Annotated in this window: 10 protein-coding genes; 7 read left to right on the top strand and 3 right to left on the bottom strand. The window is 45.5% G+C overall.

Features of this window, described 5'->3' with window-relative positions; translation table 11 throughout:
* The first annotated feature begins 129 nt into the window (after positions 1 to 129).
* From rfbF to WG943_RS00980, 6 genes are all read left to right on the top strand, one after another.
* Positions 130 to 933, top strand: coding sequence for a glucose-1-phosphate cytidylyltransferase (gene rfbF / locus WG943_RS01005; RefSeq protein WP_340406231.1), 804 nt, complete (start codon positions 130 to 132; stop codon positions 931 to 933).
* Between the two features lie 45 nt (positions 934 to 978).
* Complete coding sequence (locus WG943_RS01000) at positions 979 to 2,070, top strand: NAD-dependent epimerase/dehydratase family protein (protein WP_340406229.1); 1,092 nt, start codon at positions 979 to 981, stop codon at positions 2,068 to 2,070.
* Positions 2,071 to 2,079: 9 nt separating this feature from the next.
* Positions 2,080 to 2,625 carry a dTDP-4-dehydrorhamnose 3,5-epimerase gene (rfbC, locus tag WG943_RS00995; RefSeq protein ID WP_340406228.1) on the top strand — a complete coding sequence of 182 codons (546 nt, stop codon included), beginning with the start codon at positions 2,080 to 2,082 and terminating at the stop codon, positions 2,623 to 2,625.
* Between the two features lie 72 nt (positions 2,626 to 2,697).
* Positions 2,698 to 4,047: an NAD(P)H-dependent oxidoreductase gene (locus WG943_RS00990; protein WP_340406227.1), complete on the top strand. Its 1,350-nt coding sequence runs from the start codon at positions 2,698 to 2,700 to the stop codon at positions 4,045 to 4,047.
* 69 nt (positions 4,048 to 4,116) lie between these two features.
* Positions 4,117 to 4,893 carry a sugar phosphate nucleotidyltransferase gene (locus tag WG943_RS00985; protein WP_340406225.1) on the top strand — a complete coding sequence of 259 codons (777 nt, stop codon included), beginning with the start codon at positions 4,117 to 4,119 and terminating at the stop codon, positions 4,891 to 4,893.
* 8 nt (positions 4,894 to 4,901) lie between these two features.
* The gene (locus WG943_RS00980; RefSeq protein ID WP_340406223.1) at positions 4,902 to 6,113 is read left to right on the top strand and encodes a glycosyltransferase family 4 protein; all 1,212 of its coding nucleotides are present in this window, start codon (positions 4,902 to 4,904) and stop codon (positions 6,111 to 6,113) included.
* Between the two features lie 22 nt (positions 6,114 to 6,135).
* Here WG943_RS00980 and WG943_RS00975 read toward each other — a convergent pair whose 3' ends face one another.
* From WG943_RS00975 to WG943_RS00965, 3 genes are read right to left on the bottom strand one after another with little or no spacing between them, the layout of a single operon-like run.
* Positions 6,136 to 7,380: a glycosyltransferase family 61 protein gene (locus WG943_RS00975; protein ID WP_340406222.1), complete on the bottom strand. Its 1,245-nt coding sequence runs from the start codon at positions 7,378 to 7,380 to the stop codon at positions 6,136 to 6,138.
* Positions 7,381 to 7,435: 55 nt separating this feature from the next.
* Complete coding sequence (locus WG943_RS00970) at positions 7,436 to 8,563, bottom strand: alginate O-acetyltransferase AlgX-related protein (RefSeq protein ID WP_340406221.1); 1,128 nt, start codon at positions 8,561 to 8,563, stop codon at positions 7,436 to 7,438.
* A 12-nt stretch (positions 8,564 to 8,575) separates the two neighbouring features.
* Positions 8,576 to 10,048, bottom strand: a complete 1,473-nt coding sequence (locus WG943_RS00965; protein WP_340406220.1) for an MBOAT family O-acyltransferase — start codon at positions 10,046 to 10,048, stop codon at positions 8,576 to 8,578.
* 344 nt (positions 10,049 to 10,392) lie between these two features.
* Here WG943_RS00965 and WG943_RS00960 point away from each other — a divergent pair, with 344 nt between their 5' ends.
* The gene (locus tag WG943_RS00960) at positions 10,393 to 14,907 is read left to right on the top strand and encodes an Ig-like domain-containing protein (protein WP_340406218.1); all 4,515 of its coding nucleotides are present in this window, start codon (positions 10,393 to 10,395) and stop codon (positions 14,905 to 14,907) included.

Raw genomic sequence — 14,907 nt, 5'->3', positions numbered from 1 at the left:
AGTTAAAAAATTTCCTTAATAAACATCAAAATATAGCAATTACCGTATCAATCAAAAAGCACTTGAAAAAATGAGTGCAATTATGCACTAGTCAAGTAGTTATACATCAACCCTTTAACCCTTTAAAAGATGAAAGCAGTTATACTAGCAGGTGGCTACGGAACAAGAATAAGTGAAGAAAGCGGAGTGCGTCCAAAGCCAATGGTAGAAATAGGCGGTAAGCCAATCCTGTGGCACATCATGAAAATATATTCTCACCACGGCATTAACGACTTTGTGATCTGCTGCGGTTATAAGAGCCACATCATCAAAGAATATTTCGCAAACTATTGCCTTTATAACTCTGATGTAACCTTCGATATGCGCAAAAACAGCATGGAGGTGCACCAGAACAATACCGAATCTTGGAAAGTTACGCTAGTTGATACCGGAGAGGGAACCATGACAGGCGGACGCTTGAAGCGCGTACGCGAATACATCGGAGACGACACATTCTGCCTGACATATGGTGACGGCGTTAGCGATGTAGATGTTACTGAGTTGGTTAACTTCCATAAGCAGCAGGGCACTTTGGCCACACTAACCGCTGTGCAGCAACCAGGCCGATTCGGTGCTTTTAACCTTGCCTCAGGTGTTACCCGCATCAACCAGTTTAAAGAAAAGCCAACCGGTGGCGATATGCCTTGGATCAACGGTGGTTTCTTCGTGCTGGAGCCTCAGGTGATTGATTACATCGAGAATGACAGCACGATCTGGGAAAGAGACCCGATGGAAAAACTGGCAGAAGAAGGAGAACTGTCTGCCTACCGCCATACCGGTTTCTGGCAGCCGATGGATACGCTGCGAGACAAGAACGTGCTGGAAGAACTGTGGCAGAAAGGCGAAGCCCCATGGAATGTATGGTGCAAAATGCTCTCAAAAGCCATCAACTAATCACTTCTGAACACAAACCCAACCCTTTAACATATAAAATCAACCATGAAGATTCTGATTACTGGAAATATGGGATATGTAGGGCCCGGTGTGGTAGACCAGCTGCGCAAGGCATATCCTAACGCTACACTTATTGGCTACGACATGGCCTACTTTGCCTCTTGCCTTACTAACGCTACGGTGCTGCCAGAAAGTAAACTAGACATGCAACTGTTTGGCGATGTAAGAGATATATCTGCCGAAACGCTGAAAGGCATTGATGCTGTTGTGCACCTGGCTGCTATCTCTAACGACCCGATGGGTACTCGTTTTGAAGAAATTACCCTAGACGTAAACTATAAATCAAGTATTAGAATTGCGGAGCTGGCAAAAGAGGCAGGCGTAAGAAATTATGTATTTGCATCAAGCTGCAGCATGTACGGTGCGGCATCTGAGCAAGCTAAAACAGAAGATTCTGAGCTGAACCCGCTTACAGCCTATGCGCGCTCTAAGGTTTTTACAGAAAAAGAACTGGAGCCATTAGCAGGTGATGGATTTACCATTACTTGTTTGCGTTTTGCGACGGCCTGTGGCATGAGCGACAGATTGCGCCTTGACCTGGTGCTGAACGACTTCGTGGCAGGTGCTGTGGCAACCGGCAAAATCAATATCTTAAGTGATGGAACCCCTTGGAGACCATTGATCCACGTTCGAGATATGGCACGCGCTATTGAGTGGGCTGTAACCAGAGAAGCCAGCAATGGCGGCGAGTTCCTGGCTGTAAACACAGGCTCTAACGAGTGGAACTACCAGGTGCATGAATTGGCTAACGCTGTGGCTGATGTTATTCCGGGCACTGAGGTAAGTATAAACTTAGATGCCGCTCCGGATAAGCGTTCTTACCGTGTAAACTTTGATCTGTACAAGCAGTTAGCACCAAACCACCAACCTCAGTATACTTTAAAAGAGGCTATACAGGAACTGCGCGACGGCTTGATGGGTATGGAGTTTAAAGATGGTGATTTCCGTAATTCCCTGTTGATGCGCCTGAAAGTACTTACAAGTCTGCAAGAGTCTGAGCGAATTAACGGGCAACTGCAGTGGGCACACCAAACAGCCCGATCAACAAACAAGGAATCTGAATTGCAAACTGCATAAATCGGTAGCATGATATTTACAGAGACAAAATTGAAAGGCGCATACATTATAGATGTAAAGCGTTTAGAGGATGAGCGTGGCTTTTTTGGCCGTTCTTACTGCGAAAACGAGTTCGCTGAGCTTGGCATGACTACAGGCATTAAGCAAACCAATGTATCCTACAATAAAAAGAAGGGCACACTGCGTGGCATGCACATGCAAAACTCGCCCTACGAAGAAACAAAGCTGGTGCGTTGCACACGCGGTGCCATTCACGATGTGATCATCGACATGCGCGAAGATTCTGAAACGTACAAGCAATGGATAGGAGTAGAGCTAACCGCCGACAACTACCGTATGCTGTTTGTGCCGGAAGGCTTTGCGCACGGCTTTATCACACTAGAGGATAACACCGACGTAACCTATCAGGTAACGCAGTTCTATACTCCTGGCTCTGAGCGCGGCATCCGTTGGAATGACCCTGCTTTTAATATTGAGTGGCCGATAGAGCCTGTTGTTATCTCAGAAAAAGACCAGGCACACCCTGATTTTGAGAAAGCGCTGACAGAAGCATAAAAAGTATAAAAGAAAGCTGCTGGCAACCCGCCGGCAGCTTTCTTTCCTTAATCCTTTAACACAAAGTATAAAATGATATTAGTTGATAACGCCCTTGCTAAACGCCATGCCGAAGGTAACCCTGTACGAGTAGCCATGGTAGGCGCTGGTTTTATGGGTCGCGGCATTGCACTACAGATCTGCAAGTATGTGCAGGGCATGGAATTGGTGGCCATCGCTAACCGCAAAATTGATAAAGCAAAACAAGCCTATACCGAGGCCGATGTAACCGATGTGCAGGAGGTAAGCTCTGTAGCCCAGCTGGAAGAGAACATCCGCCAGGGCAAGTATAGCATTACTGACGATGCCATGCTGCTTTGCGAAGCCGAAGGCATTGATGCCATTATTGAAGTAACAGGCGCCGTTGAGTTCGGTACAAATGTAGCCATGCGTGCCATCGAAAACCGCAAGCACATCATTATGATGAATGCTGAGGTTGACGGTACAGTAGGCCCGATCCTGAAAGTATATGCTGACAAAGCCGGTGTAATTTTCACGAATGCCGACGGCGACCAGCCAGGCGTGATCATGAACTTGGTTCGTTTTGTAAAAGGCCTGGGCGTAAAACCAGTAGTATGCGGCAACATCAAAGGTTTGCACGACCCGTATCGCAACCCAACAACGCAGGAAGGTTTTGCCAAAAAATGGGGCCAGAACCCAGCCATGGTAACCTCGTTTGCTGATGGCAGCAAGATCTCGTTTGAGCAGGCAATTGTAGCCAACGGAACCGGAATGAGAGTAGCTAAACGCGGTATGCACGGGCCAACTGTATTAGGCGGCACTTCGCTAAAAGAATGCGTAAATGATCTGTATCCGCTGGAGGATGTGCTGGAGGGCCCGGGTATTGTAGATTACGTAGTAGGAGCAGAGCCAGGACCAGGCGTATTTGTGCTGGGTACGCACGACCATCCAACGCAGCAGCACTACCTTAACCTTTACAAGCTAGGCGAAGGTCCGTTATACTTGTTCTACACACCTTACCACCTGTGCCATTTTGAGGTGCCAAGTACCGTAGCCAGAGCCGTATTGTTTAATGATGCAGCCCTTACGCCAATCGGGAAGCCTTACGTAGAGGTAGTAGCCACCGCTAAAACCGACTTAAAGGCTGGTCAGGTAATTGATGGAATCGGCCACTACATGACTTACGGCCTGTGCGAAAACGCTGACACTACAGCAGCTGAGAACCTGTTGCCAATTGGCGTGGCCGAAGGCTGTGTACTGAAGCGTGACATTCCAAAAGACCAAGTAATTACGTATGATGACGTGATTTTGCCAGAAGGAAGACTGGTAGACAAATTGCGTCAGGAGCAGGCTGAGTACTTTGGTATGAACGCCACACTAAAGTCGAACCAGTCTGAAGTGGCGGCGGCTCCATCTGTATAAAGAGTATAAGCACAAAGTATAAAAGTCGCGCATCGTAGCTTTAGGGTTGCGGTGCGCGCTTATTTTAAGATGGATACACCCTTGCCAATCGTAGGTATTATACCTGCCGCCGGTCTTGCTACCAGGCTGCAGCCTCTTCCCTTCAGCAAAGAGCTGTACCCCATTGGCTTTGAATATTCTGCCGAAAGTATAAAATCACCAAAGGTTGTATCAGCTTACTTGATAGAGCAAATGGCAGCCGGTGGTGCAGCGCAACAATACTTTATACTTCGCAAAGGCAAATGGGACATACCAGCTTACTTTGGCGATGGCAGCAAGTATAACCTACGTATAGCTTACCTGATGATGGGCTTACCCTATGGAGCTCCATACTCTGCAGACCAGGCTTATACTTTTGTGAAAGATAAACTGGTGCTGTTTGGCTTCCCGGATATACTTATTTCCAAACCAGGTGCTTTTTCAAGGCTTGTAGTAAAACAAAAGGAAACAAATGCTGATGTTGTGCTGGGCATATTTGAAGCGGATTTTCCTGATAAATGGGATGTAGTTGATCTACTCCCTGACGGAAGTATAAAAAGCGTTTTTCCCAAACCACATGAAGCGAATTTAATCTACGCCTGGGCTTTTGCCTGCTGGTCGCCGGCATTCACAGCCTTTATGCACCAATACCTGCAGCAAATGCAGGAAAATATAAGCCCAAGCAGTCACGAACTAAGTATAGGCAACGTAATACAGGCAGCCATCACAAACGGTTTAAGGGTGCAGAGCGTACTATTGGAGAAAGGCACTTGCCTGGACGTAGGCACACCCGAAGACCTCAGAAAAGCAATTTTACAATACACTTAACCCCATACATGCGCATCCTTATCATTCATAACCACTATAAAGAGGCAGGCGGCGAAGACACTGTTTTTTTTGCAGAATCAAACCTTTTAGAAGAGCATGGGCATGACGTGCGTCGGCTGACTGTTTCGAACAAAGATGTGAACAGCACAAGCCAAAAGCTGGAGGCTGCTCTTGGGGTGGTTTATAACCCTAAAAGTGCAAAAATTGTGGAAACTGAGCTACAGGCATTTAAGCCTGATGTAGTACATGTGCATAATTTCTTTCCGCTGTTGTCGCCGGCAGTGTTCTACGTGTGCCAAAAGTATAAAGTGCCCGTGGTAATGACACTGCACAATTACCGACTCATTTGCCCAAGTGCTTACCTGCATTATAACGGAGAAGTACATTTAGAGCATGTGCAGCAGGTTTTCCCGCTAAAGGCTATACTAGATAAAGCGTACCGTAATTCTGCATTAGAAACGGCATCGGCAGTGCTGGCTACTGGGGTGCATAAGTTACTAGGTACCTGGCGCAACAAGGTTTCTAAATTTATTGTGCTTACTCCGGGTGCCCAAGAGCTCTTCCTTAATTCATCGCTGCGCCCAAAGCCAGAGCAAATAGCCATAAAACCGAATTTCACCGAAGATCCAGGTATGGGCGATGAAAACCGCGAAGACTATTTTCTGTACATGGGACGCTTATCACCTGAAAAAGGCATAGAAACCCTGCTGAAGGCTCAGAAAAGTAAATCTTTTAAACTTAAGATAATAGGTGAGGGATCTGTGCGAAGTCTTGTGGAGGAACATGCAGCTCAGCACCCTGAGGTTGAGTATTTGGGTTTTATGCCGCGTGAAGAGGCCTTAGAGGTACTTAAAAAAGCTAAGGCGCTTATTTTTCCATCAGAGTGGTTGGAAACTTTTGGTATGACAATAGTTGAGGCCTTTGCCACCGGCACCCCAGTTATTGCTGCCAAAATTGGTGGAGCAGCGCATCTGGTGCATCACAAATATAATGGCCTGCATTATACGCCTCAATCAGCACATGAGCTAGCCGAGCAGATAGAAGTGCTGGAGCAAAATCCGGTGTTAGCTTATGAGTTGGGTAGAAACGGCCGCACAACCTTTGAGAAACATTATACATCGGAGGTTAATTACAACCTGTTGCTTGATGTGTACCACGCTGCCATAGGACAAAAAGAAAGGCTTGCCTCCAGTGCCATGGCAGCAGAGGCAAGCCTTTAATTGGCTGCTATTGCTATATAATTTATGCTACCTCGGCCTGCTTTGCAGGCCGTTCATTTTCTTGCTCTATTCTCTCCAATACCTCTAGTACCTTATCTGTTTCTACAAATAAATGCTCACGCTGCCCTTGGGTTGCGTTCTTTACTTTTCGCCTGTTCTTGCAGATCATGTACTCGTAATCCAAGCCAAGTTTGGTTGCAATGTCGTAAAAAGGCTCTATCACAAAGCCCTCGTTAAAGATCTCCACCATCTTAGTGCCTGGCTTACAAAAGAACATGCTGATCAGTCCAGCTCCTGTTGCACCCATCACCACTTTAGCTTTAGAGAACAGCTTTATCTTTTCGCGTATAGTTAGCTTACTAGATACAACCGTATTGAAACCATAAGGCTCCAGTGCCTCCAGCAGTTCTTTTTCGTTAATGACGTTTCGGATACTTGAGTCGCTGCGGCTAACGTACAGGTATGGTGTTTCTGGCGTAATAAGGTCGTTTTCCTCTTCAGCGTATGGCATAAACGACTCCTGGATATACGTGCATAGCCAATCAGGCACCAGGGTATGGTTGCCTCTTGGTGCTGTAGAGGCAACAATACAATCTGCAGCTATGTGCGGGTGTTTATCGCCTTCAATTATTTTAGATGTAGGTATGCCAAGCAGTTCAAGGGTTTCTACCTGGTAATCGTATTGCAGGCTAGGCACCAGAAACCAATCTACTTTATCGTATAAGCCGCTCTTGCGTAGCAGGTGCAGGCGTGGCAGCACATCTATAAACCAGTGGCCGATGTTGTTAATGCCAGCTCCACCGGTAAGTAACGAGAATACTGTACCATTATACTTTTCAGGTAGCGTGAAATAGCGCTGCTCAAATATGTTGTTCAGGTTTGGTTCGGTAACTTTTCCATTAACCAAGCTAAGGGATACGTTCTCAATTACCCTGTTGTAGCGTGATATAATGGCAACGCTGCTTTCGTTGTCGGTATACACTCGTCCGTTTGGTACTTCTACCACCATATAATCGGTGCATACTTGGCGTTTAGGCTTCCAGTACTCAGAGCACGCATGATACAAGTCCTCAGATATTTTAAGCTTGGTCTCATACTTCGGGTACACATTGTGTACAGTAATTTCGCTGGAGTTATTTCGGTTAGGGTGGTCAAGGTTTATGTTGCAAACACCGCCAGGTTTATACTGGGTGTTGTATGGAATAAAGCGGCCAAAGATCTTCTTTGTGCGTTTTACTCCTTTGTGGTAAAAGGTCGTTATATTCATGAGAACGAATCTGTGTTGTCGAATAATTTATATATACAATGCTTAATAGCTTATATTATTTCTGCATACGTTTTTGATCAGAATACTTTACAAAAAAGTTTGCATCTTTTTTTGGAGGTGCGTCTCCCTGCAACTGCGAGCTAACAAGATCTGCTGCAACTTCTACTGCTACATGGTTCCAATGGGCATCGTCGGCAGGGTAAAGCGATACATTCTTGTTCTGATAAAGCTCCTCAAAATTGCTTTGCAGGTCTACTACTTTTACCTCGCGCTCATGCAGTTCAGCCATCAGCCTCGGTAAAAAATCAGGTTTCTTTTTAGATGGCAGCAGCTGGTAATAGATATTTTCTTTGTTTGGGATAGGCATGAATATAAACTCAATTCCACGCTCTTCCAGTGCCTTTTTGTAGCCTTCCAGTACATCGGCCAAATAATTGATTTCTTCTTCGCTATAAGCGCGGTTAGCTACTTCTCCCTCAATAAAAAACTCGTTGCTGTAGCTGATGTACTCTTTTTTGCCAAAGCTGCGCTCTATGTTGGCCAGCGTTTTACGGTAAAGCCCTAATTTAGAAATACGATCAGCGGTAACAGCCATCCAGGTAAGGGCAGGAGAGGAGTTTATGATATTGCCGGTTAAGTTTCGGACTTTAGAGCCAATGCCATTAGCACCAACCGGTTGCAGTTCCGGAATTCTACGCTCTATGCTCGATACAATTACCAGTTCAGGCGGGGCCTCCTGAAAACGATCTGTGGCCAGAAAGCGGTTAATAGTGGCCGGCGCAAAAGAGTATACATCTTTGCCAATCTGTCGTTCCAGCACCTCTGCCAGCGTCTCTTCCTGCGATAGCTTGGCACCTGTAATGTTAGAGTCTCCTATCAATAGTACATCGCACTTGGAGTCGCGGTTACGGTAGCCATACTCATCGGTGTACCACTCTACTACACGCTTCTCGGCGAAAGGAGTATGGGGGGCAAGCTCTCCCTCTTCTTCCATCTTCATGTGCATGTTCGGGTAAAAAGGCCCAGACATAACACGCATTTTGTTTACAGATATAGTTTCCCAGATTCTGAACGTGAAGAAGTTCATCGGAAGAACCAATACCTCAATTAAAGGCCATAGCAGGAATGGTAATGCCAGCAGGAATATCTTACGGATCAGCTTTTCTACATCTCTGTTCTTCATATTGTTTATACGCTAAAACTGAAAGTAAATAAACTCTTGGTTACCAAACTGCCCAAATAGCAGCACAGCAATGATGGCCATGTAGTATAAGCTCCAGCGTATCCAGGCCGGCCGCTGCATAATAAGCTGCGATACGCTGCCGTTGCGCTGTATCAGGTGCACAGTTTCCATTAGTATTATCGCCAGCACAGAAACGGTAAATACTTTTAGCCCCTGGTCCATGAACAAGGTATGATTTACATTGGCAAAAGCCTCTCCTAAATTACCCAGCCCGCTAAACATATAGCCTATAATATAAAGCGCATCTGCCAGCGAATTAGCCCGGAAAAAGATCCAGGAAAAGCATACCAGAGCGAATACAGTTAGTACCTGAGTCCATTTAAGCAATTGCGGATGTCTGTTAAGACCAGTACTACTAGCCAGTGCGTCGCGTTGCTTGGCTGTAACGATGGCAAAAACCAAGTATACTCCATGCAGTGCACCCCAAATCACAAAGGTCCAGTTGGCGCCATGCCAGAGCCCGCTTACCATAAAGGTAATGAACAGATTATAGTACCAGCGCCATTTTACTACACGGTTTCCGCCCAGCGGAATGTAGAGGTAATCCCGGAACCAGGTAGAAAGTGAGATGTGCCAGCGACTCCAGAACTCTGAAATGGACTTGGAGAAGTAGGGGCTGCGGAAGTTCTCCATCAACTTAAAACCCATTACCTGGGCCGCGCCAATGGCAATATCAGAATATCCTGAAAAGTCGCAGTAGATCTGGAAAGCAAAGAAAACCGTGGCAATGGCAAGCGATATACCCTCAAAATCTGTAGGGTTATTGTATACCTGGTTTACCATCAGAGCCAAGTTATCAGCAATTACCAGCTTCTTAAAAAAGCCCCAGGCCATGCGCCTAAGGCCAGCAACCACACGTTCGTAGCTAAACTCGTGGTGCTTGTGCAGTTGGCCCAACAGGTTGCCGGCACGCTCGATAGGCCCTGCCACCAGCTGTGGGAAAAACGTAACAAACAAGGCAAAAATACCTAGGTGCCTTTCCGGCTTTATTCTGCCGTGGTACACATCTATACTATAACTCATGGTCTGGAAAGTATAGAACGAAATACCCATAGGCAGCAGCATCTCAAAAGCTGGCATGGCATACCCCATGTTTAATGCGTTGGCTATGCCAGCGGCACTGTCGTTAAAAAAATTATAGTATTTAAACAGGAGCAGGATGCCCAAGTTAGAAAGCAGGCTGATGTACAGGAATGGCTTTCTTTTCTGTTTTTCCTCATCGGTATACCTGCCCATGGCTTTGCTGCAGAAGTAGTCTACCAGTGTAGATACCATCAAAATGATAGTATAAGCCGGTTTCCAGGAGGCGTAGAAGTAATAGCTGGCCAATAAAAGTATAAGCCACCTGCGGTTGGGTGATGTAAGAAAGTAGAGTGTAACTACTACCGGAAAGAATATAAAAAATTCAGTAGAGTTAAATAGCATATAGATTAATTAAGGGCTGATAAAACAAGAATTTTACTGCAAATACATTAACTGTCTTTTACAATTATGGTATGCATGTAGCCATTTTGAAACCAGAGTAGTATCCTCTGTTGATATTCAGTTATATAGGAATTGGGTAAAAAAGTTTAATGTTTTTATAAATATTTTTTTTAAGAAATATATAATCCCATTTATAAAGAATATACGGACATGTATAGGTAATAGATTATACTTATATATGGTGTTATAGCACTTTTAGATGTTTCGTGTTTGCATTTCTTTATAACCTTATAATTCGATAATCGTTAAGGAGTAAGTTTACGAGTGAAAAACAAACTCTAAGTATGCGAAATATCTACTTACAGAAGCAATTGCACCCATTTCTTCTGTTTTTGATTATAGTTTGCCTTTCTGCTGATGCCAAAGCTATTTCGGGGGCATCATTCAAATATTATATTTCTAGTTACAGAATTGAAGTCCCTCAGCTGCAGGCAAAACCATCATTGGTAGGAGCTAACCGACTAACATGGTCAGCTGTGGATGGAGCTACTGGATATGTACTGGAGATGTCGAATACAGGAAATTCTGGAACATTTGTACCGCTCAAAACCTTCGGAGCAACTGAAAACAACTACCGCCACACAGGCTTATACTATAGCCAGAAAGTATACTACAGGCTTCAGGTTACCGGCAGCAATGGCGAGATAGCGTATAGTGCAGTCGTAAACACCACCACCCATGCGCAAAGCAAAGTTTTTAATATAATGCCTCTTGGCGACTCTAACACAGAAGGAGGTACAGGTGCTCAAAGTGAAGACATTAAAATATCCTACCGAGCTAGACTGGCTCAACTGTTAGACGGAACTGTATCGAAAGGCAAGTACGACTTTGTGGGCAGTAAGCGCACTGGTGGAGCTTTAGCAACAGATATTGATCATGCAGGCTTTGGAGGTGCCACGATTCAGAATATAACTGCCCTGCTACGCGACAGAAGCTATGGCAATACTTCTAACACTCAGGGCCTGACTTACCTGCAGGAGTTTCAGCCGGATATTATACTGTTGCACATCGGCACTAACGCCGTAGACCGCACCGATGCGGCGATGGAAAATCTGGAAGCCTTGTTAAATGAGGTTGACAAGTATGAAAGTACTTCCGGAAAAGACGTAACCGTAGTTCTGGCAAAAATCATAAAGCGTGTATGTTATGATAAAGGCTGCCCCACCTCGTTTGAGGCAGAATCCACGCTTATCTACAACAGCAAAATGGAAACACTGGCGCAAAAACGACAGGCAGCCGGAGACAACCTTTTGCTGGTAAATATGCAGGATGGCGCTGGAATCGACTACAGGTGGGGCGATGACGGGGGAGATATGCAGGACCATTTGCACCCAGCCCAGAGAGGCTACGACAAAATGGCTCCGGTGTGGTTTGCGGAGCTGGATAAGCTGCTGAATGTACAGCCGGTGAGTCCTCCGGATACGCAGGCACCTGAAACAACCATTGCCACCAAGCCGGCAACACTTACAAATACCAACACAGCTACCTTTAGCTTTACAAGCAACGAAAGCGATGTAATTTACCTGGTAAGTATAAATGGTGCTGCCTTTACAGAGGTATCGAACCCCTACACGATAAATAATGTAGCAGATGGCACACATACGCTTGCCGTAAAAGCCAGAGATGCCGCCGGGAACATTGATGAAACGCCAGCCTCTTTTACCTGGACCATTGATACCAAAGCCCCAGCCGCTCCTGTTGTACTTACCCCAGCTGAGGATGCAGTACTAAGTAACAGCAGACCAGCTATCTCAGGAACTGCCGAAGCAAATGCAACTGTATCCCTATTTTCTGGTGATACGCAACTAGGAACTGCCAATGCAGGCACCAGCGGCAGTTGGAGTTTTACGCCAGTCACAGCACTTGCAGATGGAGAGCAACAAATTACAGCAAAAGCCACTGATGCAGCTGGTAATACAGGAAACGTAAGCAATGTACGCCGCTTCACTATTGATGCTAAAGCACCGGAAACCACCATTGCCACCAAGCCAGATGCTATTACAAACCAATCTACGGCAACATTCACGTTCAGCAGCAATGAGGAGGGTGTAACTTACGAGGTAAGTTTGAATGGAGGCGCTTACGAAGAAGAAGCCAACCCTTTTACGTTGCAGAACCTGCAGGATGGAGCTTATACGTTGGCTGTAAAAGCCACCGATAAGGCCGGCAACACAGATAATAGCCCAGCCACCTACACCTGGACAATAGATACACAGGCACCAGAAGCGCCGGCACTACTAAGTATCAGCGAAGACCGCGGCCCAGAAGCAGATGATAAAATTACGTCTGATAACACGCTGATCGTAAAAGGAACGGCCGAGGTAAATACGCAGGTACAACTCTACAATAACGGAAGCGCCATTGGTCAAGTAAAAGCTACTGCCACCGGAGCATGGGAGTTTGATTATACATCAGAAGAGCTTTCAGCCGGCAGCCATACTTTTACTGCCACCACCACCGATGCTGCAGGAAACACCAGCCAGCAAAGTGTCGTCCTCAAAGTAACCATAGACTTATCTACACCGGAGGCAACTATCACCACCGCTCAAAAATCGCCGGTTAAAGAGGCTTTTGAGGTAGAGATTAGCTTTACAGAGCAGGTTTTTGGCTTGGCACTGTCAGACTTCAGCGTAACTAACGGCACCATCAGCCAACTGGAAAGTATAAACAGCAGCACCTACAAGGCCATTATTTCGCCTGTAGCTGATGGTGAAATAAAGCTAAGTTTAGGAGCAGGCAAAGTAACTGACCTAGCCGGAAATCAGAATAAGGCATCTGAAATACTGGAAATATTATATGATGGTACAAAGCCACAGCTAAGTATAAATACCAATGCTCCTGCAATTACCAAAGAGGCATTTACCGTAACTTTTACTTTTTCGGAGGATGTAACAGAATTTGAAGCAGGAGATGTTGCTGTTGTTAATGCTTCAGTTTCAGGTTTCAGAGCCCAGAGTGCAAAGATTTATACTTTACTGCTTACTCCTGAAGCTGATGGAGAGGTAAGTATAAAAGTGGAGGCTGATAAGGCTTTTGATGCAGCTGGCAACGGCAACATGGCCTCCGCCGTGCTAAAGCGGATTTACGATATACAACAGCCAGGTGTGGTACTAAGTACAACGGCTCCTAACCCGACTAATGCGCCGTTTACCGTAAAAGTTGAATTTACAGAAAACGTTACTGGTTTAGAGCTGGCAGATCTGACTTTCGTGAACGGTGCAGCATCGCAATTAAGTAAAGTAAATGACAAAGCTTATACTTTGCTTGTTACACCAGCAGCAAGCGGTGAGGTGAAAATTTTGCTTGCAGCCGATAAAGTTGAGGACATTGCAACTAACGGTAATGCTGCCTCAAATGAGTTGAAGTTAGTTTTTGACGCTACCCTTCCGGAGGTAGTTCTAAGTACAGATGCCCCTTCTCCCACGAATAAGCCTTTTGCAGTAACTGTTAAACTAAGTGAACCTGTAACAGCTTTTAACGCCGCAGCACTGGCACTTACAAACGCTACGGCTGGCAACCTGCAAAAAGTATCTGACCTGGAGTATAAATTACTCATAACTCCACAAACTAATGGAGCCGTAACGGTGCAGCTACCAGAGAACAGTGTACAGGATGCTGCCACAAACGGCAATATTGTCTCAAATGAGTTAAGTATACTTTATGATGTCGCAGCCCCGGCAAACTATAGAATGCAATTTGCTGTAGAGCTTGTAACAGTTGAGAATCAGGGAGCTGTAGCTTTAAAAGTAGAAGAGGCAGAGCTCGGAGCCACTTACTTTTACACTATCACAAGCAGTAATGGCGGCGAAGAGATAAAAGGTACGGCAACTGTAAACACAACCGCCTTTAACATTTCTGGTTTAGATGTCTCAGCACTTCAGGATGGTATACTCACTGCTTCGCTATACCTCGTAGATAAGGCCGGAAACAAAGGAGCAACAGTAACAGACCAAGTCGAGAAAATAACTAAAAACATTATAGCCGTTGAGCAACCTGCAAGTATAAAAGTACCTTTTAGGACGGCCTTTAACAGATTGCCGTTACCAGAGCGGGTTAAGGTTACCTATGCTACAAATGAGCAGGAAAGTATAAAAGTAAACTGGCAACAAGGAAATTATTCGGCCACTACACCGGGGGTGTATGTGCTGGAGGGAACATTAGATCTTGCACCAAAAACGTACAATACCGAAAACAGAAAGGCAACCTTAACGGTGGAGGTAGAGCCAAACAAAGTTCCAACGGCACTCAACATCAGTACAAGTTCGTTTAGGCCTGATGTAGATCCAACCGAAACTATAGGAACATTCTCTACCACCGACCCAGACGACAATGAGTTTACCTATGCCCTAGTGGCCGGACAGGGTGACACAGATAATAATCTGTTTGAGCTACTGAACAACAACCAGCTGCACCTGAAAACCAACAGCGGACTCTCAGGCAAAACTAAATTTAGCATCCGGGTTCAAAGCATGGATCCATTCCAGAATGTGATTACGAAGGAGTTTATACTTACGAAAACTCCATTTAATAAACCTGATATCAAGCTGGTAAATGCTTTCTCCCCGGACGGAGACGGCATAAATGACACCTGGACTGTCCCTGAGCTCAGATTCTATGATAACATTGAAATCGAAGTATTCAACCGTGCCGGCGAAAGAGTGTTTCACACCCAAAACCCGGAAGAAGGCTGGGACGGCAAAGGCACAGACGGAAATATAATCCAAGGCTCATACTTCTATATCATACAAGTAAAAGACCTGGGGCATGTGCAGAAAGGGGTAGTGACAGTACTAAAATAG

The organism is Pontibacter sp. H249 (genome assembly GCF_037892465.1).
Taxonomy (GTDB): Bacteria; Bacteroidota; Bacteroidia; order Cytophagales; family Hymenobacteraceae; genus Pontibacter.
This window is presented reverse-complemented; position numbering and strand designations above follow the sequence as displayed.